This window comes from Maridesulfovibrio ferrireducens (assembly GCF_016342405.1).
GTDB classification, from domain to species: Bacteria; Desulfobacterota; Desulfovibrionia; order Desulfovibrionales; family Desulfovibrionaceae; genus Maridesulfovibrio; species Maridesulfovibrio ferrireducens_A.
Map to the genome: position 1 here is coordinate 226,710 of NZ_JAEINN010000003.1, position 26,281 is coordinate 252,990.

Annotated in this window: 26 protein-coding genes; 6 read left to right on the forward strand and 20 right to left on the reverse strand. The window is 41.2% G+C overall.

The window, feature by feature from the left end:
- Positions 1-26 precede the first annotated feature (26 nt).
- The 3 genes from JEY82_RS04880 to JEY82_RS04890 all read left to right on the forward strand — a co-directional run bounded on the left by JEY82_RS04880 (position 27) and on the right by JEY82_RS04890 (position 3,249).
- The gene (locus JEY82_RS04880; RefSeq protein WP_304083206.1) at positions 27-2,237 is read left to right on the forward strand and encodes an EAL domain-containing protein; all 2,211 of its coding nucleotides are present in this window, start codon (positions 27-29) and stop codon (positions 2,235-2,237) included.
- 194 nt (positions 2,238-2,431) lie between these two features.
- Positions 2,432-2,686, forward strand: a complete 255-nt coding sequence (locus tag JEY82_RS04885) for a phage regulatory CII family protein (protein WP_304083209.1) — start codon at positions 2,432-2,434, stop codon at positions 2,684-2,686.
- Between the two features lie 98 nt (positions 2,687-2,784).
- On the forward strand, positions 2,785-3,249 hold the full coding sequence (locus tag JEY82_RS04890; RefSeq protein ID WP_304083211.1) for a phosphatidylglycerophosphatase A: 465 nt from the start codon (positions 2,785-2,787) through the stop codon (positions 3,247-3,249).
- Between the two features lie 93 nt (positions 3,250-3,342).
- On the opposite strand, the gene pal is transcribed toward JEY82_RS04890, so the two are convergent.
- The 15 genes from pal to JEY82_RS04965 form a co-directional block, all read right to left on the reverse strand.
- Positions 3,343-3,933: a peptidoglycan-associated lipoprotein Pal gene (pal, locus tag JEY82_RS04895; RefSeq protein ID WP_304083214.1), complete on the reverse strand. Its 591-nt coding sequence runs from the start codon at positions 3,931-3,933 to the stop codon at positions 3,343-3,345.
- A gap of 154 nt (positions 3,934-4,087) precedes the next feature.
- Entirely contained in the window at positions 4,088-5,464 is a 1,377-nt protein-coding gene (locus JEY82_RS04900) for a protein tolB (protein WP_304083217.1), read from the reverse strand.
- A gap of 15 nt (positions 5,465-5,479) precedes the next feature.
- Positions 5,480-6,421 (reverse strand): TonB family protein, encoded by a 942-nt coding sequence (locus JEY82_RS04905; RefSeq protein WP_304083219.1) that lies wholly within the window; start codon positions 6,419-6,421, stop codon positions 5,480-5,482.
- A gap of 69 nt (positions 6,422-6,490) precedes the next feature.
- Positions 6,491-6,910 (reverse strand): protein TolR, encoded by a 420-nt coding sequence (gene tolR / locus JEY82_RS04910; RefSeq protein WP_304083221.1) that lies wholly within the window; start codon positions 6,908-6,910, stop codon positions 6,491-6,493.
- Between the two features lie 3 nt (positions 6,911-6,913).
- Positions 6,914-7,654 carry a MotA/TolQ/ExbB proton channel family protein gene (locus JEY82_RS04915; protein ID WP_304083224.1) on the reverse strand — a complete coding sequence of 247 codons (741 nt, stop codon included), beginning with the start codon at positions 7,652-7,654 and terminating at the stop codon, positions 6,914-6,916.
- Positions 7,655-7,668: 14 nt separating this feature from the next.
- Entirely contained in the window at positions 7,669-8,439 is a 771-nt protein-coding gene (locus JEY82_RS04920; protein WP_304083226.1) for an NAD-dependent deacylase, read from the reverse strand.
- 23 nt (positions 8,440-8,462) lie between these two features.
- A complete protein-coding gene (locus tag JEY82_RS04925) occupies positions 8,463-9,122 on the reverse strand; it encodes a histidinol phosphate phosphatase domain-containing protein (RefSeq protein WP_304083229.1) in 660 nt (219 codons plus the stop codon).
- A gap of 32 nt (positions 9,123-9,154) precedes the next feature.
- Entirely contained in the window at positions 9,155-9,634 is a 480-nt protein-coding gene (locus tag JEY82_RS04930; RefSeq protein ID WP_092160921.1) for a bifunctional nuclease family protein, read from the reverse strand.
- Positions 9,628-11,004 carry a tRNA (N6-isopentenyl adenosine(37)-C2)-methylthiotransferase MiaB gene (gene miaB / locus JEY82_RS04935; RefSeq protein WP_304083234.1) on the reverse strand — a complete coding sequence of 459 codons (1,377 nt, stop codon included), beginning with the start codon at positions 11,002-11,004 and terminating at the stop codon, positions 9,628-9,630. Before miaB ends, JEY82_RS04930 begins: the two co-directional genes overlap by 7 nt.
- Positions 11,005-11,200: 196 nt before the next feature.
- Positions 11,201-11,665, reverse strand: a complete 465-nt coding sequence (locus JEY82_RS04940) for a nuclear transport factor 2 family protein (protein WP_304083237.1) — start codon at positions 11,663-11,665, stop codon at positions 11,201-11,203.
- 64 nt (positions 11,666-11,729) lie between these two features.
- On the reverse strand, positions 11,730-12,338 hold the full coding sequence (locus JEY82_RS04945; protein WP_304083239.1) for an adenylyl-sulfate kinase: 609 nt from the start codon (positions 12,336-12,338) through the stop codon (positions 11,730-11,732).
- Positions 12,310-13,392, reverse strand: a complete 1,083-nt coding sequence (locus JEY82_RS04950) for a phosphotransferase family protein (RefSeq protein ID WP_304083240.1) — start codon at positions 13,390-13,392, stop codon at positions 12,310-12,312. The genes JEY82_RS04945 and JEY82_RS04950 overlap by 29 nt, the downstream gene beginning before the upstream one ends.
- A 93-nt stretch (positions 13,393-13,485) precedes the next feature.
- On the reverse strand, positions 13,486-14,418 hold the full coding sequence (locus JEY82_RS04955; RefSeq protein ID WP_304083241.1) for a carbohydrate kinase family protein: 933 nt from the start codon (positions 14,416-14,418) through the stop codon (positions 13,486-13,488).
- Between the two features lie 203 nt (positions 14,419-14,621).
- Entirely contained in the window at positions 14,622-14,948 is a 327-nt protein-coding gene (gene cutA, locus JEY82_RS04960) for a divalent-cation tolerance protein CutA (RefSeq protein WP_304083243.1), read from the reverse strand.
- Between the two features lie 9 nt (positions 14,949-14,957).
- Positions 14,958-15,242 (reverse strand): hypothetical protein, encoded by a 285-nt coding sequence (locus JEY82_RS04965; protein ID WP_304083246.1) that lies wholly within the window; start codon positions 15,240-15,242, stop codon positions 14,958-14,960.
- Between the two features lie 126 nt (positions 15,243-15,368).
- On the opposite strand from JEY82_RS04965, the gene nth reads away from it, so the two are divergent.
- From nth to JEY82_RS04980, 3 genes are all read left to right on the forward strand, one after another.
- A complete protein-coding gene (gene nth / locus JEY82_RS04970; protein WP_304083249.1) occupies positions 15,369-16,037 on the forward strand; it encodes an endonuclease III in 669 nt (222 codons plus the stop codon).
- Complete coding sequence (gene tgt, locus JEY82_RS04975) at positions 16,037-17,170, forward strand: tRNA guanosine(34) transglycosylase Tgt (RefSeq protein ID WP_304083252.1); 1,134 nt, start codon at positions 16,037-16,039, stop codon at positions 17,168-17,170. Before nth ends, tgt begins: the two co-directional genes overlap by 1 nt.
- 149 nt (positions 17,171-17,319) lie before the next feature.
- On the forward strand, positions 17,320-17,913 hold the full coding sequence (locus tag JEY82_RS04980; protein WP_304083254.1) for a YdcF family protein: 594 nt from the start codon (positions 17,320-17,322) through the stop codon (positions 17,911-17,913).
- 87 nt (positions 17,914-18,000) lie between these two features.
- On the opposite strand, the gene JEY82_RS04985 is transcribed toward JEY82_RS04980, so the two are convergent.
- The 5 genes from JEY82_RS04985 to JEY82_RS05005 form a co-directional block, all read right to left on the reverse strand.
- Positions 18,001-18,777, reverse strand: a complete 777-nt coding sequence (locus tag JEY82_RS04985; protein WP_304083257.1) for an ArsA-related P-loop ATPase — start codon at positions 18,775-18,777, stop codon at positions 18,001-18,003.
- 18 nt (positions 18,778-18,795) lie between these two features.
- Entirely contained in the window at positions 18,796-20,673 is a 1,878-nt protein-coding gene (gene cooS / locus JEY82_RS04990) for an anaerobic carbon-monoxide dehydrogenase catalytic subunit (RefSeq protein WP_304083259.1), read from the reverse strand.
- A gap of 189 nt (positions 20,674-20,862) precedes the next feature.
- Entirely contained in the window at positions 20,863-21,513 is a 651-nt protein-coding gene (locus tag JEY82_RS04995) for a Crp/Fnr family transcriptional regulator (RefSeq protein WP_304083262.1), read from the reverse strand.
- Between the two features lie 13 nt (positions 21,514-21,526).
- On the reverse strand, positions 21,527-22,918 hold the full coding sequence (locus tag JEY82_RS05000) for a YihY/virulence factor BrkB family protein (protein ID WP_304083265.1): 1,392 nt from the start codon (positions 22,916-22,918) through the stop codon (positions 21,527-21,529).
- Between the two features lie 37 nt (positions 22,919-22,955).
- On the reverse strand, positions 22,956-26,150 hold the full coding sequence (locus JEY82_RS05005; RefSeq protein ID WP_304083268.1) for an AsmA family protein: 3,195 nt from the start codon (positions 26,148-26,150) through the stop codon (positions 22,956-22,958).
- Positions 26,151-26,281 lie beyond the last annotated feature (131 nt).

Consider the following 26,281-nt stretch of genomic DNA (forward strand, 5'->3'; position numbering starts at 1 on the left):
GAGCTAACACTTTATCTAAAGAAATCATGTCGCAAAATAATAACATTACAAACTTACCCAGCAAAAAAAACAATACTATAAAACTCGCTGACAGTATTCCTGAAAGTTCTGAAATTCTTGAGTCTTTTTTAAATTGTGCTGGACATGCTGCAATTATCAAAGACTCTTCACTCAAATATCTGGCTGTAAACAATGCCTTTATGAATCAAATCAGCCACAAAAGCAGTAAAGATATCATTGGTAAGATAGATCAAGAGATACTTAAACACCTGACCACAAAAGAACAGATTGCACAGATCGAAAAATATGACCGGATTGCGCTTAATCTCCCCAAAGGCGAACATGTCACGTTAGAAGTATCCTTCTACGATCAAAATGGTATTGAATCCACTTTTCGCGCTAAAAAATTTCCCATATGGGACCAGAACAATGATTTGATGGGAGTAGGAACGCTTACTGCCGACATAACTGAAATAAAGACCACAGAAAACGAACTTCTGACAATCCGTCAAAAACTCAATAACCATATTAAAACCCAAGAACAAACACTGCATGAGGCCAATGAAAACATTCAGTTTATGAGCAATGTTTTTAAAAACACACTGGACGGAATTATAATCACAGATGCCGCCGGTCACGCTCTGCAGATAAACCCGGCTTTCACTGAAATTACGGGCTACACCCTTGATGATATTAAAGGTAAAAATCCGCGGATATTAAAATCGGACAACCATAACGCTGAATTCTACAAAGAGATGTGGGCTTCCTTAAAAACCATCGGAAAATGGGATGGAGAACTGTGGAATCGTCGTAAAAACGGTGAAATATACCCTCAACGACTCAGCATCAGTGCTATTTATGATTCCAATCACAACGTAACCCACTATTTAGGCGTTAACAATGATGTGAGCGAACTTAAGCGTAAAGAACAAAAAATTAACTTTTACGCCTATCACGATGTACTCACCAATCTCCCGAATTTCAGACTGTTCTCTGATCGGTTACGAACAGAAATAAAAAAATGCTCAATAAAAAAATGTCAAATTGCCTTACTTTATATAGACTTTGACGATTTTAAAAAAGTTAATGATTCTCTAGGTTACCGTGTTGGAGATAAACTTCTGAAAGCTTTCGCTGAAAAAGTTAAAAAACTCATAAAAGGTTCTGACCTTTTCGCTAGAATTGGAAGTGATGAGTTCGCCATTGCTTTAGTCGACTTTAAAAATATCAATTCACTCATGCTTTTTTCTAGAAAAATCAGAAGCTTGCTTCGAGATCCATTTAAAATTGAAGGATATGAAATTTTCATAACAGTAAGCATCGGAATTTCTACCTACCCGGATGATTCTCAAACAGCAGAAACGCTTCTGCAACATGCTGCTACAGCTATGCATCAAATGAAGGGTGAGAACGGGGTTGGAAGCGAAGTAAGATTTTATACATCTCAAATGCTGATACGTGCTCAAAATAAAATTGATATGGAATCTGCTATCCGAAAGGGATTGTCATCCAATGAATTTGTTCCTTTCTATCAGGCCAAAATCAATTCTGAAACAGGAAAAGTAATTGGAATGGAAGCTCTTGCCCGCTGGGTAAAAGAGGACGGCACAATTATTCCTCCCGGACAATTTATAGAATTTGCAGAATCACTTAATCTGATCGGAAACATAGACAGTCAGATTATGAAAATTTCTATTAAAGATATGGCTGACTGGGAAAAAGCAGGTCATAAAGACCTAATAGTTTCCGTAAATGTTTCATCAAAAGAACTTGAAGATCCATCTTTTTCAAGCAATGTTATCAATGCCTTAGATAAATATAAATTAAATAAAAAACAGTTGGAAATTGAAATAACCGAATCTTTGATTATGAAAAATGTTGAACAAAAAATTCAACTTTTAAAAACTTTGAGTGAAACCGGAATTAGAATTTCTATTGACGATTTCGGAACAGGGTATTCCTCGCTCAGCTACCTTAAAAAACTCCCCATCAACACGCTTAAAATTGACATATCATTTATAAGAGACATTTTAACAGATCCAAATGATATGGCTATTGTTTCAGCGATAATCAGCATGGCCGGGAAAATGGGACTTGATGTTATTGCAGAAGGGGTGGAGCATGCTGGCCAAATAGAACTACTTAAAAATGAAGGATGTAACCTGATACAAGGGTTCTACTACTCAAAACCATTACCAAAGGTAGATTTTATAAAGTTTTTGGAAGGACACGCGTAATCCATTTTGGTTCCCCCGGCATAAACCCCACCACACCCCCTACCTATTTTAAAAACCCTACCATTAAATACTACCTGATACATTTAAAATACACATTTTCAAACGTTTACAGACCCTCTCCTTCTGATATTAATAAATCTAACGGCTTATAATTTTATAGCTTTTGGATTTGAATTTAATGAAGGAGAGTTGCAATGATTGAATCAATCACCAAAATGACACAAGATGTAGTACTTGAAGGCACCAGTCCTGCTAAGGAAGTCGCTCAAAAAATTGGCAAACCATATTCAACACTCCTGAGAGAAATTAATCCTTTTGATCAGAACGCCAAACTTGGAGCCGGAACATTACTTGATATTCTAAAAGCAACGAATGAAGTAAGGCTACTTGAACATATGGCAAAAAGCATTGGGTATACAGTTAAGCCGAATAAAGTCCATCCAGCTTAACTACATTTCCAAAATAGTTAGTATGAGCCTGAACAGTGTCTGCTGTTCAGGCTTTTGCCATTCTGGACTTTTAGCAATTTTAGGTTGATACTTACTTTATGAAAAAAATGTATAGCAAAATACTCGTCAATGCTGCCACCCTCGGTCCTGTAGGCTACCTGCCAAAAGCTCCCGGAACGTGGGGATCTGCTGCTGCAGCGATTACGGCGCCGTTCTGTTTTTATCCATTTCCCATTTCAATCAAAATTTTCATCTTGATTTTACTTTTCGTATTTGGGGCAATAGCCAGCTCTGAAGCGGAAATTCAGCTGGGCAAAAAAGATCCAGGATGCGTTATAATTGATGAGGTTCTTGGACAGTGGGTAACATATCTGCCCTTCGGACTAATGACGGGATCGCAGATTATCGCAGGATTTATTTTTTTCAGATTTTTCGACATCCTCAAACCATGGCCCATTAAGCAATCTGAAAAATGGTTAAAATCCGGCTGGGGCGTTATGATTGATGACCTGTTTGCAGGTATCTACGCAGCTATAGCACTCTGGCTTTTCAGAATGATCTAAATTCAAAACTCATACTCAAAAAATTAACCCCCGCTTTCTTTCGAAAGCGGGGGTATTTAATTATCAAATTCTTGAAACATATAATTTAAAATCTTAGTAAGCCAATCTGAATTGAGCCCTGCGGTTCATTTCCCAAGCTGTCTCATTATGAGCAGGATCAATGGGATTTTCTTCTCCGAAACTTACAATGCTAAGTCTTTCCGGAGCGACTCCAAGCAAAATCAAAAATTCATAAGCAGCACGCGCACGACGCTCACCCAGTGCAAGATTGTATTCTTCCGTTCCGCGTTCATCGCAGAACCCTTCAATAACAATTGTTACATTGGAAAATTTCTTTAGCAATTCAGCCTTAGCTTGTAGTAAAGGACGATATTCTTGTTTGATTTCAAAAGAATCAAAATCAAAATGGACTATATTTCCCAACTCAACAACCGCGACTTCAAATTCTTTTTTAACTTCAACAGCCTTACGCTCATCTTCAAGAGCCTGTTCCTGAAGTTCTTTTTCTCTTTCCTGCCTAGCCGCCTCTTCCTGTCTGAGTCTTTCGTTTTCCTGCTGGTTATTCATTCTTTCCTCAACAGCAGGAGATGCAGTTGAAGACTCAACACGCTTCTTAGAACACCCGGCACCCAAACTGACGATCAACATGAACGCCACACACAAAATTATAGCTCTAGCTTTCATTTGCCCTCCTGATAAGGAACTTTAAAGGACAGGAGATTGCCCACGCAAAGTGGAAAACGCACTCTTATTTTAACTTCCAATATTTAGACACTAAAGTGTTTTGTAAAAAAATCAAGTCATCACGGAAACAGAAGTGCTAAAATCTATAACAAAACTATGATTTATCAGCCTTACCCCACGCAGGAGCAGTCGCAATGCCGACTCCAGTCGGAACCTCCATAGCAGAATCACCATGGCGGGTGGTTAAATATATTTTATAATCTCCACTCCGGCTTGACGAAAAAGCTAAGAAATACCCATCAGGACCAAATGCAGGATCTTCATCATTACCGGGCCCGAATGTAAGCTGTCTCTCCTGTCCGGAATTCATATCATGAACAAAAATCCTGTGTCCCAAAGGAGTCTGACGCGAAAAAGCTACAAACCGTCCATCAGGACTGATTGTCGGATTAGTATTATACTTTCCTTCACGCGTTACGCGGTCAACCTGCCCTGTCACCATATCCAAAATGAAGATATGCGGATTACCAAATCTTCCCGAAGTAAAAACCATCTTACTTCCAGTTCGGTCAAAATCTGGAGAAACTTCAATCGCCCAGCTTTTTGCTAAAGCTTTTTGCGGCTTATAACTGCCGTTAACCAGAAAAATATCTGAATCCCCGTTCATGGTCAGAGTTACCGCTAAATTTCCATCAGGCAAAAAAGCCGGCCCGATAACAGTATTTCCGGGGAACGCTTTTTGATCAATCTTTCCTGTACTCTTATCCCATATGCAAAGTAAATGCTGCCTTGAACCAAGCCTTGTGAATACAAGTTTCTTACCGTCCGGCGCCCAATTGGGACTAAGATTTACACCACCTAAGGAACTAAGCTGACGTAGATTTCTGCCTTGTGGACTTACCGTAAAAATTTCTTTATTTTTTCCAGTCTTCCTCACAAAAGCTATCTTTGAATCAAAAAAGCCATCACGCCCGGTCAGTATTTTCATCAAATAAGAACTGAACTTATCCGCAATCAGCGGAAGCATCTCTTCAGTCACTCTTGAATACTGCTTCCCTAAAATTGTACGCCCATTATACGTTCCGATAACTCTAATTTTAAGAACTTTTTCCTCGTTAGGCTGAATTTCCCATCCTGTTGTCAAAACAAGATCCACCTTTGAAAGGCGGAGAGGCTTTAGATCAACGTCTCCGGGAGTTACTCCGTGTGCAGGATTACCCCCCAAGATACTGGAAAGCGGTACAAAATTTAAAAAAGGAAGATATGCCAGATTCTTCTGAATATCCCCTTCAAAAGTTCCAGCTTCAGACGGCAAAGGCAAATTATTGCCTTTTGCTCCACTATACTTGCCTTCCGGCAAAGTCTGCGGAGGCAGCAGAATAATATTAATTTTACGTTGCCCCGGCCCGTAGATATCTACGGAGAGAGTATCTGCGGCTTTGGTATTAACCGTAGAAAACACGAAAAGCATTAATGCCGTGACAAAAACAACGACACCAGTCTGCAAATAAGAATAATTTCTTTTGCTCATAATATAAAACCGAACCTACTGATCAAGGTCATGCAGGTTAAAGTTAACAATGATAGTTCGAATTGAACTTCCCGGTGGTTCAGGTAGAACCTCGGTGTCTCTCAAAGCAGTCAAAACTGAATCATCAAAATCTACATTTCCCGAAGAATCAAGAAGTTTAATATCAATGATTTCACCTGAAGCTTTTAATGAAACTTGTACGCGCGCAGATAGATTATCTTTCTGTCCAAAAACCGGATATCGCCAATGCTTTTTAACTTCCTGCATTACAATGGCTCCGTAAACCTGAACAAGACCGGACGCTCCGGCAGTCCCGTCAGCAGAAGCCTGCACAGCCGTTGACTGCGCTGTGCCTGTAAGAGAAGCTAAATCCTTAGCAACAGCCCTTTGCTTCGCCTTTTCTTTCTTTTCCACCAACTGCCCAATTGAGGCAAGGTCCGCAGCCAAAGCTTCTTCAGCCGTCATTTTTGGCTTGACCGGCTTTTTAGGAACCACTTTCTCTTTCGAAGCTTTCTTAACCGGAGCAACCTTCTTCTCCTGCTTTTTAACTTCAGGTTTCTCTACTTTCTTTTTAGGAGGATTGGTCGTTTTTATTTTCTTTGAAGAAATTTTTTCAACTTTAAGCTCCGGCTTAGGTACAGGTTTAGCTATCGGTTTCGGAATCGGTTTTGATTCAGGAGCTTTTATTGGATTTGCCGGAGCTTTGGGTATCTTTTTAAGTGCAGCATCTTCAGGAAGAGGAATCGCTTCAGGTTTTGAAAGATGTGCAGAAGGTTTACTGACCGGAGCAGTTGCAACTTTGGGAGCCTGAGGAGCTGGAGCAAGAGAAACAAGATCAACCTGATAAACAGGCATATCAAGAGAAATTTTCACAGGCGAAGAAGCCGACCATGTCATAGCCAGAATAATTATACCCGCGTGTAGCAGTAATGAGATTAAGAGACCGATAATTCTCATCAATAAATACGCCCTTCAAAAGAGTTCCCGATCATCTTAAATGTATACAACAAGCCGTCATTACCCTTTTTATTTTTTACGATTCTGTTCTGCTGGCTCAGCCACAACTCCCATTCTGTCGATACCCGCAGCTTTAATCTCGCCCATAACTCGGACAACTTCACCGTAAGGAACACTTTTATCGGCCCTTAGAAAAAGCATTTTATTCTGCTTCTTCACCAGCTTTTCAAGATGCCCCTGCAATTCATTAAAGTCGACTTTATATTCATCAAGAAAGATCTCGCCCTTATCATTTATCGATAAAACAAGATGCTCATTGTCCTGTGGAAGGGAACGGACTGTGCGGGTTTGCGGTAAATCAACTTCAACGCCCTGAGTCATTAACGGGGCTGTAACCATAAAAATGATCAAGAGCACCAGCATAACATCAACAAAGGGAGTAACGTTTATTTCAGCCAGCATTCCCCGGTTGTTAGTGTACATTCCCATTATCTACACCTCTGCGGAAGAATCATCTTCGCTATCGCTACCATGTTTGGATGCAGGCTCAACCCATGAAACTTCTCTTTCTACTCTATTAAGGAACACTCCTGCAAAATTGACCATTTCAGTTTCAATTCCGCCGAGAACTCCAAGGAAAAAGTTATAAGATATTGTTGCCGGTATCGCGACAACAAGACCGATTGCTGTTGCAACCAGAGCTTCAGAGATACCGGGAGCAACTGCTGAAAGAGCTGCGGACTTTGCTGTTCCGATGGCATGGAAGGAATTCATAATTCCCCAGACAGTGCCGAAAAGACCGATAAACGGGGCACCGTTTGCGCAAGTAGCTAGAAAGGAAAGAGAAGTTGACAATCTTTTCATTTCTGAACTGACTCTCTGCCTCAAAATTCTGCGCAAAGTATCTTTAATCAACCTACGTTTATGACTCGGACTGACTGCGGATTTTTCAAGAATACGGTACTCTTTAACCGCGGCGGAACCAATACGGTTCAACGGAGATGATTTTGTTTTATTAATTGCCGTCAAACCGGAAGATAACGAATCTGCATCTTCCATAATTTGATTTCCTTTAAGAACAAGAGACCTTGCTTTGCCAAGAGAAATAAGTTTCCAGAAAATAATTGTCCAGCTCCAGAGAGACATGCCTGCAAGGAGACAAAGCACCACTTTTACCACGATTGAAGCGGACCCGAGCATGGCGAAAATTCCGCCCTGAGGTAAAAAATCCATACAGCACCATACCTTTATTTAATTATATTCTGCACTATTACAGGCAAAACATCTTCAACAGTACCTTCAATAAAAACATCACTCATCGCGTGATAAGCGGATGGAACTTTATTAATTTCTATTATCTTTCCGCCATTACTTTTAATTCGAGGCGGAATTAAGCTTGCTGGAACAACTTCACCGGAGGTTCCGGCAACAAGTACAAGATCAGCCTGATCAGCTAAATCAAAAGCGTCTTGATATGCCTGCGGCGGAATCTGTTCACCGTAAAAAACAAGATCTGGACGAACAATCCCTGAACACTCCGCGCATTTGATCGGAAGTTTTTTAGCATCAAATTTAAAGACGTCTTTCGCCTCATAAACTGCGAAACACTCTGAACAGAAAAAATGACTGCAATTGCCGTGAAATTCTATGACATTAACAGAACCTGCCCGCTGATGCAGGCCATCGATATTTTGTGTAATAACGCCTTTAATATTCCCCGAGGCTTCAAGCTCAGATAAGGCAAAATGTGCTGGATTAGGTTCGCATTTCTGAGTCATGCGAACAAGTTCCAAAAGGAATTTCCAAACCGTTACAGGATCAGACTTCAAGGCTCTGATTGATGCTACTTTTTCAGGATCATGCTTGGACCAGATACCGCCGGGACTGCGAAAATCAGGAATACCGCTTGCTACAGAGAATCCCGCACCTGTCATTGCCACAGCGCATCGCGCATTCGCTATCAACTTAATAGCATTTTCCAATGCAGTCCGGTCTAATTTAATCTGCTCAGACGACATGTTCCCTGCTGTAATAATCCAATTTAGCTGCCGCGTTTCATCATCTGCTGTACAAGTTGGCGAGAGTTTTCTTCAGATTGTTCATATTCCTGCGGAGTCATACCTGCACCAAGCGCAATCTTACGACGTATTTCACGGCTGACTAAATCGCCCGGCGCGTGTGCGTCATTGTTAATTACAAGCTTTGCACCGAACTTGCGTGCTAACGCTACAACATGACCATTAGTCAGACTGTGTCCCTTACGGGTAGTGATTTCAAGATGGACACCGTATTCTGCTGCAAGCTTAACCTCTACTTCAGTAACCAGACCCGGATGAGCAAGAATATCAACCTTCGCTTCAATCGCTGAAAGATTCGTTCCTTCTGCAACAGGTTCAACTATTGTTTCACCGTGAACGACAACTATCTGCGCGCCCAGATCTCTCGCCTGATCAACCATTTCACCAATCAATCCGGGAGGAACGTGAGTAAGTTCCACGCCACTGAAAACATCTATATCAAAAAAGTGGCCGTGCTTCTTGGCGAAACGGTGAATATTTTCAAGAATGATCTCAATATTACTGGAATCGGCATGATCGGTCATAGCAAGCGCACGATATCCCGCAATTCTAGCTCTGCGAGCCAGCTCCGCGGGAATCAATTCACCGTCACTGAATACTGTATGTGTATGAAAATCTATCATTTAATTTTCTCTATATTTATATTAAAAAATATCTACATTTTATACTTGAAGTCGTCAGGCGAAAGCTCTTCAAATTCATCACTATGACCAGTATCTTTAACAAGTTTCGATTCAGTCTCTTTTGTTCCGGCAATATCAACCACTTTCTGAGACACCCGCACAGGGCATCCGGCTCTTACCGCAAGAGCTATTGCATCAGATGGGCGGGAATCAATTGCTTTGACCTCACCGTTACTGTCAATAATTATTTCAGCGTAAAAAGTTCCCTTTTCAATATCAACGATATCAACAGAGACAACTTTTCCGCCAAGGGCATGGATTGCATCCAGAAGCAAGTCATGTGTCATAGGCCTGGGGAAAGCCACTTCATCAAGCACAAGTGAAATAGCCATAGCTTCAATTGCGCCTATCCAGATAGGTAGAACGATTTCCTGTTCTTCATTTTTAAGAACAAGTACCGGAGCGTCGGAGTCATTATCAACCGCCAATCCGTAAACCTTCATTTCTACCATAAATCCCCCACCTTAACACCGACAAGAGAGTGATTCTTAGCTTCTATAATCTTGGCTTTGACCAACTTGCCACCAAGCGGAAGATGCCCTTCAATCCCTTCAATAAAGATGTTAACGACTCGTCCGCCGGGATCTTTGCCCCGCCACGCCACTCCGCCTTCTTCCTGCCACTTGCTGTTTCTTTCCAGCAAAACGATCATATCATTGCCGTACAACTCTTCTAGACATTCTCTAGTAATATGCTTTTGCCTTTCCTGCAAGCGAGTAAGTCGTTTTTGAGCAACATCCTCAGGAACTTTAGGCATCATCTTTAAAGCTGCTACGCCCGGACGATCAGAATACTTGAAGGAAAAACTGCTTTCAAATCTGACACGTTCCATAATGTCCATTGTCTGCTCGAAATCTTCATCCGTTTCACCGGGAAAACCGACAATGATATCAGTTGTTAAAGCAATCTCAGGACACACTTCTTTCAGCCCTTCAACAATTCCCAAATAGCGGGCGCGATCATATTTACGGCCCATCTTCTTTAATATGTTATCTGAACCGGACTGTACAGGCAGATGTAAGTGAGGACAAAGATTAGGCAACTCTCCGAAAGCCTTAATGACTTCGGGGGCGATATCCTTAGGATGAGATGTAGTAAATCTGACCCGTTCCAAACCTTCAATTTCAGCAATCTTGTATAACAGCTGCGCAAAGCTTAAGTCGCTACCGTTTTTATCCATTCCAAAGCTGTTTACATTTTGCCCCAGCAAGGTAATTTCACGAACCCCGGCCTTAACAAGAGCGCGACATTCATCAATTATTGCCGAAGACAAACGCGATTTCTGACGACCGCGAGTGTAAGGAACAATGCAATAGGCACAAAAATTATCGCAGCCCTGCATAATGTTTACAAATGCCTGTCCGGGAATTGTTCCTATTCCGGGAGGCAAAAGTTCTTCATTAGGATTTACAAGCCCGCCTTCACGTTCGGGATATTGTGCTAGAAAATCGTTTAAAACCAGTCTTTTTTCATGATCAACCGCCAATTCCTCCAAATATTGAGGAGCCTGGACAATACCATCACTTCCGAAAACCAGCCTCACATAAGGAAATCTTTCGAGAAAGCCTTCCCCAATCTGCTGAGCAACACATCCACCGACAGCTACAAAATCACCCGGAGATGTACATAAATACCCGAGCCGCCTAAGAACATTGTATACTTTCTGTTCAGGTTTATCCCTTACAGAACACGTGTTCAAAATAAATATATTTGCTTCTGATTCTTCCACTGCTTTCCAGCCTCGACTTTCCATCGCGCGGATAAGCCAATCGGAATCGTGGACGTTCATCTGACAGCCGTATGTTAGTACATTAAACTTCATGAGCCGGACATACTCTATATGAAGGTAAGGGTAAACCCGATAAAAACCTAAAAAAACCAATAAGATAAATCAACCACCAGAATCAGGCCGAATATAAAAAATAAAATTATCTAAAAAAGATAATCTTTACAAACAGATAAAGCCGGAAAAGTCATAAAGACAATCCCGGCTGAAATACAAAAATTTCTAAAAAAAATCAGGAAGGATTGCGTCCGTAAACCTCTTTAGCGATTTTCCACTGATTGCCATCGAGTACAAATTCAAAAGTCGGGGTAAATTTACCGCGTTCACTGTTGTCGCGATAATCCCAAAGCACTCTGGCTGTACATTTTTTACCGGACAACTCAAACGAAGTAATCTTAAACAATCTAAGCTTAAATGCCTGCTCAACCCAATATGAAGAACACCGGGGAAGATCTTCACTGAACTTATCAAAAAACAACTCTTCTTTAGAGTTGCAAGGAAATGACATAATTAATGCATCCTTGGTATAAAGAGCCTTAACAGCATGAAAATCTCTGAGATTATATGCATCTTTATAATCAAAAAGAACATCTTTGATTCTGTCACGGACAGCCTCTGTTTCATCAGAGGCAAAAGCAAAAGCGGCAACGGACATCAACAATAAAACCGAAATTAAAATAAATGAAATTTTCTTCACATGATCACCTGTAGATAATATTTTATTACAATTTCAATAGCTATATAATATTTTGGGAAAAAAATCAGCATAACCCGTTCAGATTTCGCCATTTTTGCAAACAGGAAATAACACTCTGAAGAACCTGCTCCGGGGTTTTATCTTCTGTCTCGATTGTACATTCCGCATCAGGATCTGTTTCAAACTTCACGTCAATACCGATAACCTCCCCGAGTTCCTTAAAAACTTTTCCGGTTTTCTGCCGTTCCAGAGCTTTTTCATAAAGCCCAGCCATAACCAGCCCCTGCTGCCTTCCGGCTTCACGCTTCATGGCAACATTAACCGGACATTTCAGATGGACCTCGGCAAAAAATTCTATTTTATCACGGGCTTCTTGACGAAAGCAAAGTTCATTTCCAGTACCATCCATAATAACGCATCGCCCGGACTGCATAATTGAAATCGCGTCCTGCACAAAAAGACTATATACCCTTGTCCGCTCATCATGTGTATATTCGGGATTAGGAATATACAGCTTACGCCTTTCATCCAATCGCAAAAGGACAGGATTAAAGCCTTCTTCACGCATTTTTTTTAACACACCGTCAGCAATGGTACTTTTTCCGCAGCCGGGAAGACCTGTAAACCAAACCGCCCAAATTTTATTAACGCATATACCTTTCGAATCCGGCATAATCAAAAACCTCCTCCTCAAGCACATTCTCGATAAATCTTAAAAGCGAAGATCTTACTGTTTCAGGGTGATCTGGATACCACACCGGAGAAGCTATCACCAGCCCCCTGAAAACGAAAAACGGGGCTATAACTTCCAGAATTTCCATGTCTCCGGTTCTCTCAAGATATCGATCAAAATAAGTCATATACATCTTTCTGAAATTTTCCGAGAATAAATTCCCTTCGTACAAACCGAAAAGAATATAGTTTGCCGCCATGCAGCAGAGATCTCCGGCGGCCTCTCCCCATTCTCCGCGACTTCTATCAAGAACACTGAACCTGTCAGGACCACCGACAAGCACATTCCACGGGTGAAAATCCCCATGAACAGCACAAAGCCTGTGTGTATAATGCGAAAGCTTCCATCTCCAGTCGATAAGCCGCTTTTCAAGACTTATAAATCTATCACGCGAAAAATGTTCACATGGATGACTGTACGCCTCATCCACAAGCCCCATAATACATTCGCTGCTTCCGATAAGATCTCTGACTCTTCGCGTATAAAGATGTGAATCATCTTTTTTTAGAGAATGAATATCTGCAAGCCAATCTGCCAGTTCACCTGCACGGTCATTATCCGCATCTAAAAATCCGCCCCTGCGAATACGGTCAAGATCCTGAAAATAGTCATACCCTTCAAGCTTTTCATTTAAAATAAAAAATTCATCCGGTTCCTGTAGAGGAATCATTTTCCCGGATTTATCAACATACCCCAGGCCCATAGGTTTAACATGCCGTTTAAGCTTACCTGACGTTTCATATTGAAACATTAAAATAGCAGCACGATCCCAGTAAAACTGATGTCCGTAATTATCACCTTTCATGGTGGAAATTACAGTTTCTTTAATTTTACCTTTTACCTTGAAGCGAACAAGAAGAGGCTTCCCGTAGCCGAACTTTTTCATACCCTGTTTATCAAGTGAGCCTATGTCACCATAATCAACAAGGGACGTTTCGGTACCGAAAGCCTCTTTCAAATATTTTTCAATCATACCGGCAGTTAACTCAATCACTTCACTATCCTCCCACTTAATTAAAATTAAGTAAGCCAGACGAAGAAAGTTACCTGCCGACAGATTACCTGCAATAAAAGTTATCCGTGTGCGCTAAATTTCTCCGAAACTGGATTTGTAACGGGCCCAGAATTCATCCTCAGTATAGGAATGTTCCTGAGTTCCAAGCTTTTCAACGCAATAAACAGCACTGACAGCGCCGATATGAGCAGATTCAACCAGATTTTTTCCAAGAGACAATCCTTTGATAAGGCCTGCTCTGAAAGCATCTCCTGCACCGGTGGGATCTTCAACTACGCTTGCCTTGGCAGCAGGCACGGCTGTTTCCCCCTCTTTTTCAACAACAAGACATCCATTTTCACCAAGAGTAACAATAATGGAATCACAAAGTTCCATTAACTCGGCTCTGGTTTTTCCGGTAGATTTCATGATCATTTCAAGCTCATAGTCATTAGCTACAAGAATTTTACAACCTTTGATCATGCCGAGAAGCTGCTCGCCGCTGAATGCAGGGATATTTTGACCTGGATCAAAAATGAAAGAAATACCCTTCTGTCTATATGTTTCAGGGAAATTCTGCATATCATCAAGGTTACCGGGCGAAACGATTGCGAGAGTGTTTTCAGTATCAACTGCTGAAAAATCGTAATCGCAAGAATATTTCATAGCCCCGAGGTTAAACCACGTGATCTGGTTATTAGATTTATCAGTAGTAATATAAGCACCTGCGGTAAAATCTGAGTCAATACGCTTTACGCCGTCAAGTGCAACACCATGTTTGGTAAGCCACTGCTCGTAAACATCAAAATCTTTACCTACAGTTCCAAGAACAGCAGGCTTTTCACCGAACAAAGACAGTGCGTATGCAATATTCCCAGCGGTTCCACCGAACTTTTCATCAAGTCCGTCTACAAGCAAACTTATATTCAACATGTGGATTTTTTCAGGAATAATATGGTCAGAAAAACTACCTGGAAAACTCATAATTCTGTCATAAGCAATTGAACCGGAAACTAAAATCTGCATTAATAACGCTCCTTAAACTGTTAAAAAAAAGATAAATTTTAAAGTCATATCGAGTTGTGTATTTTTTACAGCCCGCTTTACAGATCAAACAGACTGTTCCAAAAGCATCGGGTAGAAAACGTAAAATAAATCAAAATACCGTTTTCCGGCATGATTTAAAATCGGACATTATGCTTTCACACCCGATAAAGTCAATAAAGTGGTCATGAGGTATGACTATTTACCCACTCAAAAAACTCTGAATTACCTTCTTTTGATTCAACAGCAACAATGCAGGGACAATCATAACTGTGCAGATTTTTGACTGTTTCAGTTAATTTTTCCACAAGAGATGGAATCGTTTTTGCCAACAGAACAGTTTCAGAAGAGCTTTCCAGACGCCCTTCCCACCAGTACATCGATTCCATTTTATCAAAAATATTAACACACGCGGCAAGGTGACGCATAAGAAGCTCGCTGCCAATTTCCCGAGCTTCTTCCACGTCTCCTACAGTAACATACACCAGCACTATGCGCAGATCTTTTTCCACCGATTTTACCTACTGACAGATAGCATCGTCAGACGTTGCTCCAGAAAGATACTTGTTAATACGAACAAGCTCTTCGTCAGTTACTGTCATGCCTTTTTTAACCATTCTTTCGTTGGTCTTCTGCCACTGAGCAAGATCTTTTTTACCCAGAGCACGGCATACTCTTTTGAGACTGTGACATGACGCACACTTTGCAACAATCAGCCCTGAACAATCGTCAGTCTGTGCCAAAATTACAAAAGATCCGGATAATAGGAGAGTTCCGGCCACCAATAAACTTACTAATAATTTCATGATCTTTCCTCCGAATAATTTATGATTTAACAATACATGATTTGGTACACCGTGCAACAGTTATAACTTTCAAATACTGACTATGAAGATTGTAAGTTATAAAAAGAAATGATAGCCCGTCCTGATATGGTTATAAAGAATAGTTTGCCCGAAAAGGAAGTCGCTAAAAGAGCAAAAGAAATATATTCTCGTCTGCTGAAGCGATACCCTGATCCAACGCCTGAACTTGACTGGAAAAACGCATGGGAACTTTTAGTTTCTACCGTTCTTGCTGCGCAATGTACTGACGTGAGGGTCAACAAAATAACTCCCGCACTTTTCGCAAAATGGCCCGGCCCCGCAGAGCTTTGCAAAGCGGACGCTACAGATATTGAAAGTGTGATTCGCTCAACGGGATTATTTAGAAATAAAGCCAAAAATCTCAAAGCCGCCGCTATCCTTTTAATGGATGATTTTAACGGCGAGTTGCCACGCAACATGCAGGAAATGACACTGCTACCCGGAGTCGCACGCAAAACAGCCAACATAGTGCTGTCCAATGCAATGAATGTGCACGAAGGCGTTGCCGTCGATACTCATGTAAAACGTCTTTCGTTCAGAATGGGGTTAACAGTAAGCACCAATCCTATTGTTATTGAAAGAGATCTGATGCCGCTTTTTAAAAGAGAAAACTGGGGAATTGCAAACCATTTGCTGGTACTCTTCGGACGCGATATATGCCCCGCCAGAAGCCCTAAATGCAATATTTGTCCACTAAACGATATATGTCCTAAAAACGGAATTGAGAAAAAATAATGACTGAAAACAAAAAAAAACCCGGCACTTTTAAAATTCACGCAACCGATGGAAACGCACGTCTCGGAACCCTGACCACAGCCCATGGCGACATTGAAACACCTGTCTACATGCCTGTCGGTACACAAGGAACTGTTAAAGGTGTTTCTCCGCGCGATCTAAAAGAAATCAAATCACAAATTATTCTGGGCAACACATACCATCTCTATCTCAGACCCGGAGATGAATTAATCGCCCGTAGAGGCGGTCTGCATAAATTTTCCAACTGGGATCGTCCTATTCTCACAGACAGCGGCGGTTTTCAGGTTTTCAGTCTTGAATCAATCCGCAAAATTACCGAACAGGGAGTCGAATTCCGTTCGTACTTAGACGGCTCTAAACATTTCTTTTCACCTGAAAAAGTTATTTCCATTCAAAAAAATCTAGGCTCAGATATAATGATGGTTCTTGACGAATGCGTTGGATACGGAAATGACCGTGAATACACAGAACGTTCTCTTGAAATGACTACGCGCTGGGCACAAAGATGCCGCGATGCTTATCCCGTAGGTTCCGGCGATCAGTTAATGTTCGGAATTATTCAGGGCGGGTTCCACAAAGATCTGCGCGAAAAAAGCCTTGAGCAACTAACTGAGATCCCATTCGAAGGCTATGCAATCGGCGGTTTAAGTGTCGGTGAGCCTATCCCTGATATGTACGATATCCTCAGGCACATCGGACCTAAACTTCCACAGGATAAACCAAGATACCTGATGGGTGTCGGAACTCCACTTGATATTCTCGAAGGAATCGCGAACGGCGTAGACATGTTCGATTGCGTATTGCCCACAAGGAATGCACGCAATGGCACCCTTTACACCAGCCAAGGCAAAGTTAACATCAAACGCGCTCAGTATCGCGAAGACGATTCCCCTCTTGATCCTAATTGCGATTGCTACACATGCAGAAATTTCAGCAAAGCATATCTGCGCCATATTTACACAGCTAAAGAACTACTTTCATCTCAGCTTAACTCAATTCACAATTTAAGATTCTTCTTGAATCTGACCGAACAGGCACGAGAAGCTATCAAGAATGGTACCTTTGCGGATCTGCGTAAGAAATACGAAGCTGTATACGAGCCCGTTGTATAAAGAAAGAAAATGCCTATGGCGAATTAAACCCTTTTTTAATGGTTTTATCTTTCAAAATTAAAAACTTGAGGCTTTTATAAGGGGCTGACATTTTAAAACTTATTCGAAATTTGTTTGCGCTTTTAGGGGCGATCACCTTTTTAGGAATTGTGGCTTCTGCCATACTTTTCTTTTACGCTCCTGATATTTTGCAACAAACGGATAAGCTCGAAAAAGCTGATGCAATTGTAGTACTGGGCGGTCAATATTTCCGCCCCATTTATGCAGCAGAACTTTACAATGAGGGCTACGCTCCTCAAATATTAGTCAGTAAACCTGTTGTATATACTGAAATAAAAGCTCTTCGTGACCTAGGTATTAACCGCAAATTTCAATGGGAAATTTATCGAGAAATTTTGCTTAAAAAAGGTGTGCCGGAAAGTAATATTAATTATTTCGGTGAAGATAGTATGAGCACTATTGATGAAGCTGAACAACTGGAAAAATTGCTCAGTAAAAATGGTCCTGATGCAGGCATAAAAAAGATCATCCTTGTTACATCACCACTTCATACAGGACGCGCCGGTAAAATCTTTCGAGATGCGCTTCCTGACAAAGAATTTATTGTAGTTGCCACGCCATACGAACCGGTTTCCGAAAAATGGTGGACCAACTTTCGCACGGCTCCATATATAATTTTAGAAACGACCAAGAACATTTATTATTATTTGGGCGGAGCCTTCAGAAGTTCTAAACAGCATTAAAGAATAACCGACCTCCCGGAAATCAGATTAATATCATCATTTCGGAAGGTCGCAAAACATATTAAGTTAAATGACTTACTTTATTTTTCACAGCCCCATTTGTTTGACAAGCTGCTCAAGAATAATATCAATCTCATCAGACTCAGGAAGGCTCAGAACATTGCCGTCCGTCATTTGCCGTTCTACGAGACCTGCCAGAGGTGGAATCGTCGTATACCACTTTGGAAGATGCGGAAGCTCGGGGGGAATGCCGCCCATATAGCGATTGATAACCATAGCCTGATTATCAAGCCCCAACTCCAGGCCCATGCGCCCTACATCGGATGCAGTCTGAAAACTCCGCAAACTTGGTTCAGTTACAACAACAAGACCGTCAACGGCGGTAACTGTTCCTCTTCCCAAGTGCTCCACACCAGCTTCAAGATCAACCAGAACGCAATCATCACTATCCATCACAACATGCGCAAGAATAGCTTTTAACAGCGCGTTGGCATCACATGCACACCCGCCTCCCGCATTCGTGAGTCCACCCATGACAAGAAGACGTTTGCGCCCGGGAATTACCCCCGGCAAAGGTTTTGAGGATAAGGGAATATCAACAGCCAAATCATCCGACAAATCGCCGACATCCGGGTTGAGATTTAAAAAACCGCCCTCATGGATACGTTCATGCACAAGATCTTTTCTGCTGATTATCGGCAGTGGCAATAACTCAGGATCAAGCCCTGATGCCTGTCCGAGTGAAAGAGCCGTATCCGCGTCAATCATCCAGACATTATGCCCGTTCCTAGCCAGCCAGTCCGCCATCCATGATGTAACAGAGGTCTTTCCGACTCCACCTTTTCCTGCAAAAGCCAGTTTCATAAGCTGCTCCTGATGTTCCTATTCGCTAAGTCCAAGTCCCTTACGCTTAGCCTTGATACGTATATCAAAAAGCTCAGCGGCCTTAACAGGATCAGGTTCAATAACAAAAGAAGCACCTACCAAACCTTCAAGACCTGAAACAGCAAGGTTCGTGACCGTTTCAGAACCGAGGATATTCGGAGGATGGCCAAGATGAGTATAAATTCCACTTGCAACGGCATAAAGACCGATAGCAGCGGCTTTTTCAGAATACCATTCAGGGGACGATGCTCCGACTGGAAGATCACTGATATCAACATTCAACGCGTTGGCCAGTGCAGCGCAAAGTTGCAGGATACGTGCATTATCTACGCACGAACCATAATGCAGTACAGGTGGAATACCCAGTGCTCCGCAAACTTTTTTAAGCCCCGGTCCGGCCATTTCAATAGCTTCCGGCACAAGAAGTCCGGCCTTGCCTGCTGCGGTTGTTACGCATCCTGTGACCAGAACAAGAATATCCTTCTTGATCAACTCCTTTGCAAGGGTGACATTCATGGAATCCTGTTTAATTTTTGGATTATTACACCCAACGATACCAACTGCCCCACGTACATCTCCGGTAACAATCGCCTGAATCAGAGGATCAAGGGTTCCGCCTAGCGCAGAAATGACAGCTTCGTTTGAAAAACCAGTCATAATTTTTACGGGGTCACATGGAATATCTACACGGGAAGCATCACGTTCGGAATAAGCTTTAACTGCCAGACGGACTATTTCACGAGCCTGTTCAAGAGCGTTGCTCGGATGAATATCAAAATGAATAGCTCCGGTGAAACGGGCTTTTTGCGCGGTATCGATAAATCTGGTGTGATAGCAACCGGAGATCTGAACGAGACTAGGCATAATACACTGGTAATCTACAACCACAGCTTCAACGGCTCCGGTGATAATTGCCAGTTCTGTCATAAGATGATTTCCTGCCATGGGAATTCCCTGACGCATCAGCAGTTCATTACCGGTGCAGCAAAGTCCGGCAACGTTAATCCCGGTAGCACCAAGGGCTTTTGCTTCGGCTATAATCTGCGGATCGCGCGCTGCGGCAAGAATCATTTCGGAAACAACTGGGTTATGCCCGTGTACTAGAATATTAACTTTATCTTCTTTGATAACGCCTAAATTAGCTTCAGACATAGAAGGAGACGGAGTCCCGAAAATGACATCTGAAAGCTCGGTTCCGATCATAGAACCGCCCCAACCGTCAGAAAGCGAAGTTCGAGCCGCATGAATCATTGTATTAGGAGCATCATTATCGCATCCCATATGCGTGCGATGCATCATTTCTGCTATTTCGCGATCAACACCGCGAGGAGTCATGCCGAGCTTCTTCCAAATATCTTTACGTTTTTGAGGTACACGTGAAAGGAATGAAATCTGCTTTTTACGACTGCCGAAATCTCCGAAAAAGACTTCTAAAAGATCTGTTGCAACAGCTTTAACATCACGTTCAGCAACTTCGACTCCGACCTCTTCAGCAATCCGTCTAAGCTTAGGTTCGTCAGTAATTTTATAATCAGTAGTTTCGCCAGTTACAATAGCTTCAAGGACTTCAATCAAATCACGACCATGATCAGAATGACCGGCTGAACCACCAGCCACAAAACGACCGAAGTTGCGGGCAACAACTACGTCTGCATCTGCGCCGCAAACTCCGCGAGGAGCTTTAGCTGTTATTTTACAAGGGCCCATGGTGCAATTGCGACAGCTGAGACCTTGTTCGCAAATTCTGCAATGAGGAGTTTGATACTGGAGCCTTTCGTAAACGGTGTCGATTCCCTCAGCTCTGGCCTTGGTTATCATCGCCTGCGCATCATCCCATAAAGAAAGTTCTTCTGCCGGACGTGGTTCCTTTGCCATGCTTTCATCCTCCCTGTTTTAAACGGATAAAGACAAAATATTTGTCTCAAAATAAAACCTGCATTCAGATTCGTGATTCCAATGTAAACAGTTCAGAACAATTTGTTTGTCGGATACCCGACAAAACAGGTATAAAATTTATATAAAAACAGACAAAAACATTATTAGGAGAGATTCTAACAAAAAACCTTACGAGTTAACTACATCTTCAAGCGCTTTCAAATCAGGAACAAACCATTTTGAGCGAGCGCGTTTTACAACAAGTCCTTCGCGAACCATATTATTGATCAAAGTAGAAACGGTCTGACGAGTTGCACCAAGAATTTGAGAGAGTTGTTCAATAGTCAAATCAAGCTCAAGCTCAAAACCGCCATCAACGGGAATTCCTGAAACCTGAGCTTCTTTGAGAAGGTAAGCTGTCAAGCGGGCATAAATATCTTTAAAGGCCAGACCGCCGATGACTGAAAATGAATTTTGCAGAATTTTACCGAGCACACGAACCATAGTTCGATTGAAAAGAGGAATTTCGACCATACACCGTTTTACAGACTGAACATCTGTTGTCAAAAGAGAACTATCCTCGAGAGCCTGAACAAAACATCCGGCATGAGTAGAATAAAGATCTCCCGATTCCAAAATACCGAGTGTAAACTCTTTATCCTCATACCCAAGATAAATCCGCACTCTCATTTTTTCGACAATAAAAACCAGATTTTCTTCCTGATCGGGGCTAAAAATAATCGCGCCTTTCTTAACACGGCGCGAATTAAACACATCACGAAGATCTGCGAGCTCGGACCTTTGTAATTCATCAAGAAGGTTTATGCCGGAAAACTTCATAAGGCTCCCGTTTTTATTCTGTAGAAGGCTCTACCAACTCATCAACTTTTTCCGAGCACAAAGTATTCTGAATCATTTGATCAGCACACAAAGCAAGTGAAATATCTTTGCCGCTGTCTACAAGCGCCTGCCGCATATCATCAATAACATTTGAAATATAAACCATGCACGAACTGCTGACTTTTTGTGTAACCTCATCACCATGCCCGGTCAGAATTGAAATGATTCGCAATAATGAAATTTTTTCAGGTGATACAGCAAACGTATATATATCCTTTTCAGTATCCTCATCACTTGCTTTAACCAGAATACCGCCTACTACAAATTTATCCAGCATAGAGCTTAAAAAGCTGACGGGAACACCCATTTCCGTTGCCAGATCCTCAACATAATAAGCTGATTCAGCGTTATTAAACCTGACACTCATTAGACTCAAAGCCAGCAAAGATATTTTTTGCAAATCTTCCATGCTGGCATCCGGCATAAAACGCTGCTGGCGATAAAGCATAACATTTTGAACAGCATAACTTATTTCGGAACCCAGCAGAACTATAATCCAGCTTAGATACAACCAAAGCAAAAAGAGGGGAAGTTGTGCGAAACTTCCGTAAATTGCATTGTACTTGCTTACGCCTACCTGCCAATTAATATACGCCCACTGCGCCATTTGCCAAACTGTTCCGGCAACAACACCGCCAACAGCCGCGCTGAAAAGGCGGACCCGCGTATTAGGCATAAAGGCATAAATAAACGTAAATGCCACCCAGATTAAAACTAACGGAGCCAGCTTAATAAAAAAACTTTCAACTTCTGAAACACCGTAAATATTTTCAAAAGAAGAAAGAACTGCCTGTTTACGTATTGAAACACTGACACTCGTTGCTGCAATAACGGCTATCGGGCAGATAAATATTACTGAAAAGAAATCTGTAAACTTCCGCCAGAACGTCCGGCCTTTCTTCACTTTCCAGATCACATTAAAAGCCTTTTCAATAGTTCCAACTGTAGACAAAACAGTAAAAAGCAAAGTCGCAATACCGATCACACCTAAGGTTTTTACATTTGTATTATCCACATATTCAAGCATCTTCGTCACGACTTCTTCCCTACCGGCTGAAATCTTAAGTAATATCTCGTGTATATATGAAGAATCCTGAAAACCAATTCCTTTTAAAATGGAAAAAGCAACAGCGATAAAAGGAACAATTGAAAGCATAGTGGTAAAAGTTAAAGCGGAGGCTCTGATCATACACTGATCTTTCCAAAATCCGTAAAAGACAAGATAAAGAACGCGTGAAAATGTATAAAAAATTCTACGCACAAATCCCGCTTTCTGGGAATCCCAGTTCCAAATTTCATTCAGAAAAAAATCTGAAACTTTATCTCCAATTTTTCCCGTAGTCATCAAGAACCTCCTCTCTTCTCCAACTTAAATAACTATATCAGAATAAAAAGTTTCTGAAAAATCTAAATGACTGTTGCGGCAAACCTAAAACATCACTGAAAACATCGTTCCAGCGCTGAAGCCCCAAAACATTAACCTGAGGATCACTCAGCCTGCCGGAAACATGAACGTCAACTCCTGAAATAGCATCCAAAAAGGCATTTACAATTTTCAAATATAAATTAGGCAACTCAATAATGTCTGCATTAACATGCAGGTTAATTGAATCAGCGGGGATATTAAATCCCCCTTTAGCTGTTGCCCTCATATAGTTTGTATTCAACAAGAAATCTTTAACAACAAAAACACCATCTTTTCCTTTAATTACTCCTTTCAAAACTGAAAAAGATGTAGGCTGAGGAATTTGCTTTTCTTTACCTTCTTTATCAACTTTAGCAGCAAAAAGGTATGATCCTTTGACGACCTTAAAAGCATACCGCCCGCTCAAAGTATCAATAAAATCTATATTCGCGCTGGAATGACCATTAAGCTTAACTGAAGAATCAGCTGTGCCCTTGACATAGGCTCTACCGACGTAATCAGCAAAAAACAGACCCGCTTGAAATCCTCTAGCTTCCAGATCAGTGGCTAAAGCAACAGTACTGTTTTTAAATCCTATGGACAGCTTTCCTGCAATATTTCCTTGGTGAAAAATACCCTTGACATTTTTAATGTTGATTACTGATTGTCGCATATCAACATCTGCACTCAATCTACTTCCACCAAAATCAAAAATACGAAAGGCGTCACACTGAATTTTCCCCGTTGCATTAATTGATTCTAGAAAAGTTTGCGGGAACTTCCATTCCGCAACTTTAGGAGCTACAGCCTTTCTCGCTCCAATCGGTCTTTCTGTGACAACAGGCTCATCCGGAGGCAAAAACCTATCCACATTGACTTTATCAGCCTGCAAAACAAAATTAAGAACAGGCTTTTTAAAATTAGTAAGCTCCAGTGTTCCCTTTGCATTTGAATTATCAAGAGTGCAGCGATTAATATGCATTTTAAGATTATCGCCATTAACCTGATAGGAACTATCAAAAGCAACCGAACGGAAAGCTTCAGGATCGGTAGTCGCAGGTTTATCTAAACCCAAAAGAGCAAAAATATCTGAACAACTCGTTTCTTTAAGTAAAAGACGTCCCGTCACTGCGGCAGTTTCAGAACCTAACCGTTTCGCGTTAAAATCTCCGGCAATTTTAACTTTGCCGCTATTTATAACAAAACTATCAAACTTAATACTTTGATTTTTTAAAGCTGCGCCTCCATTACAAGTAAGGGTAATCTTCTTTCTAATCGGTAAGGATTTACCTTCTAAAGATAAGACCAATTTACTGTCATTAACCAGAAAGTCGTTCGTACTATTTCGCGATCCGAAAACATTACCTGAAAAATCACCGCCTACCGTGACCGAAGGATTCAATAAGACACATGAAAGTTTTACTTTCAAATTACGTCCGACCACGCCCTTTCTTACGGAGGTAGTAAGAGGAACAGCGCTAAGGCCCATATGAATTGTCTGAGCATGCAGTTGTTTATACTGAGCAGGAATATCCTTGGAATTAAAAGAAGCTTTAACACTTTTCCCATCCACACAAATATCTGCTTTAAGATTTTTAACAATTTCACCGAAAGTTTTACCACTTGACCTCAAAGAACCAAGAGTAAAATCAACCTTCCCGGAAGTAAGTTTAAATCCTTCAAACTTGAGAGGTAACTGAGACAAAGACACTGACGAAACTGACCCCGCCCCTAAAAGAAACAGCGTATCTTTTTCTTTTTGCTTATCAAAAGACAAATCAGCTTTGACAGCAAATTTTCCATCTAAATAAGCACCATCTTTAACACTGATACTTGCAACCTTGGGCCCGGGGGAAACAGACAAACGGCAATTATCCATACGCAAACCGTCATAAACAAATTTACCGATTTCGACTTTTCCATTGCAGGGAATACGCCGGACAAGATCCGCAATGATCATATCTTTAAACTTATTTTTACCTGTGCCGATATTTGAATTAGCAGGTTGAACAGACTTCTTAAGCGCAAAAAGTTTGGTATAATTATCGAGAACAATACTATCCGCACAAACATCAAACTCTGCCCACGGGTTTGCATAATCACGCAAAGAAAATTCGCCGCGAAGAACAGTATCATCAATCGCTAAAACTAAATTTTTAAGTTCTGTTTTTTTCAAAGTAGAATGAAATGCAACAGAAAAGGATGCAGAATTAAGCACCTTGTCCATTTCAGGAGGTATTTTTTCAGGAATGAATCTGGCAAAAAGAGCTTTAGGATCAAATTGGGTAGATTTAAGCTCACCTATAAAACTAGGAGATTCGTAGATATTACTACATATTGCCGAACCGGTAAGACGAACCCCCATACCTTGCAAAACAAGATTCTGAACATCAATTTTACCTTGAACTAAATCAAAATTAAGCGAAGCTATTCCTTCGATAGTACCATCAGAACCCAAAAATTCGTCACTCTCTACATGTAGCGAAAGAGATGTTTCCGAAAAAGCTACCGACTTGTCTGCAAGGGAAACATGAAGCAGCCCTTTAACTCCGGTAGCAGCCTCAATACCAAATAAATCACTATCAACATTTGCATTGACGACAAAAGCAATAGGACTGTCTTTAATAAGAGCCCCGGTTCTGACATTTACACCGGAAAGATTGAACGCATTCCCTGTTGCAATATCTCGATAAACACAAGTAGCATTCTCTACGCTTACGCCCCGAACGGATATAGATTTACATAGAACAAATCCTCCGCCTTGTTGATCATCAGAGGTTAAATTTTCAAACGGTAAATTCAATTTACCGTCTTTTCCTCTATCAACTCTGACCACGGGAGAATCGACTATTATTGTATCAATTTCGATTCGCCCAAGAAGAAGAGGTAAAAGACGAACTTTAAAATCTATATCACTAACAGTAATCTGAGGAGGAGAATCTTCTGACGGAACCCCGCTGACAGATATGGCTCCTGTATGAAATCCAATCCACGGGAAAAAAACGAAATCTAAATTTTTCTCGAAAACAACATTCCGACCTGATATTTCACTTAGATAAGCTTCAAGTTCGCTTCGAGGGCTCTCTGATTCAATATAATAAATTCCACCCATGACTGCGGCAAGCAGACATAAATCGAATAATAAAAAAAGAATCCAAAATATTTTTTTCACTCTAAGCAGCACAAGCAACACTCTATTTCGACTTAACAAAATTAAAAACTATACTGCACACCTTGCCACAACTCATAAGCATAAATATCAATAAAAAAATCTAATAAATTCCATTTTATGAATTATATCAC

What these genes read in the sequence shown, in the direction of transcription:
- JEY82_RS04880 (WP_304083206.1), top strand. Translation starts at nt 27, where the DNA reads ATGTCGCAAAATAATAACATTACAAACTTACCCAGCAAAAAAAACAAT.
- JEY82_RS04885 (WP_304083209.1), top strand. Translation starts at nt 2,432, where the DNA reads ATGATTGAATCAATCACCAAAATGACACAAGATGTAGTACTTGAAGGC.
- JEY82_RS04890 (WP_304083211.1), top strand. Translation starts at nt 2,785, where the DNA reads ATGAAAAAAATGTATAGCAAAATACTCGTCAATGCTGCCACCCTCGGT.
- pal (WP_304083214.1), bottom strand. Translation starts at nt 3,933, where the DNA reads ATGAAAGCTAGAGCTATAATTTTGTGTGTGGCGTTCATGTTGATCGTC.
- JEY82_RS04900 (WP_304083217.1), bottom strand. Translation starts at nt 5,464, where the DNA reads ATGAGCAAAAGAAATTATTCTTATTTGCAGACTGGTGTCGTTGTTTTT.
- JEY82_RS04905 (WP_304083219.1), bottom strand. Translation starts at nt 6,421, where the DNA reads ATGAGAATTATCGGTCTCTTAATCTCATTACTGCTACACGCGGGTATA.
- tolR (WP_304083221.1), bottom strand. Translation starts at nt 6,910, where the DNA reads ATGGGAATGTACACTAACAACCGGGGAATGCTGGCTGAAATAAACGTT.
- JEY82_RS04915 (WP_304083224.1), bottom strand. Translation starts at nt 7,654, where the DNA reads ATGGATTTTTTACCTCAGGGCGGAATTTTCGCCATGCTCGGGTCCGCT.
- JEY82_RS04920 (WP_304083226.1), bottom strand. Translation starts at nt 8,439, where the DNA reads ATGTCGTCTGAGCAGATTAAATTAGACCGGACTGCATTGGAAAATGCT.
- JEY82_RS04925 (WP_304083229.1), bottom strand. Translation starts at nt 9,122, where the DNA reads ATGATAGATTTTCATACACATACAGTATTCAGTGACGGTGAATTGATT.
- JEY82_RS04930 (WP_092160921.1), bottom strand. Translation starts at nt 9,634, where the DNA reads ATGGTAGAAATGAAGGTTTACGGATTGGCGGTTGATAATGACTCCGAC.
- miaB (WP_304083234.1), bottom strand. Translation starts at nt 11,004, where the DNA reads ATGAAGTTTAATGTACTAACATACGGCTGTCAGATGAACGTCCACGAT.
- JEY82_RS04945 (WP_304083239.1), bottom strand. Translation starts at nt 12,338, where the DNA reads ATGCCGGATTCGAAAGGTATATGCGTTAATAAAATTTGGGCGGTTTGG.
- JEY82_RS04955 (WP_304083241.1), bottom strand. Translation starts at nt 14,418, where the DNA reads ATGCAGATTTTAGTTTCCGGTTCAATTGCTTATGACAGAATTATGAGT.
- JEY82_RS04965 (WP_304083246.1), bottom strand. Translation starts at nt 15,242, where the DNA reads ATGAAATTATTAGTAAGTTTATTGGTGGCCGGAACTCTCCTATTATCC.
- nth (WP_304083249.1), top strand. Translation starts at nt 15,369, where the DNA reads ATGGTTATAAAGAATAGTTTGCCCGAAAAGGAAGTCGCTAAAAGAGCA.
- tgt (WP_304083252.1), top strand. Translation starts at nt 16,037, where the DNA reads ATGACTGAAAACAAAAAAAAACCCGGCACTTTTAAAATTCACGCAACC.
- JEY82_RS04985 (WP_304083257.1), bottom strand. Translation starts at nt 18,777, where the DNA reads ATGAAACTGGCTTTTGCAGGAAAAGGTGGAGTCGGAAAGACCTCTGTT.
- cooS (WP_304083259.1), bottom strand. Translation starts at nt 20,673, where the DNA reads ATGGCAAAGGAACCACGTCCGGCAGAAGAACTTTCTTTATGGGATGAT.
- JEY82_RS04995 (WP_304083262.1), bottom strand. Translation starts at nt 21,513, where the DNA reads ATGAAGTTTTCCGGCATAAACCTTCTTGATGAATTACAAAGGTCCGAG.
- JEY82_RS05000 (WP_304083265.1), bottom strand. Translation starts at nt 22,918, where the DNA reads ATGACTACGGGAAAAATTGGAGATAAAGTTTCAGATTTTTTTCTGAAT.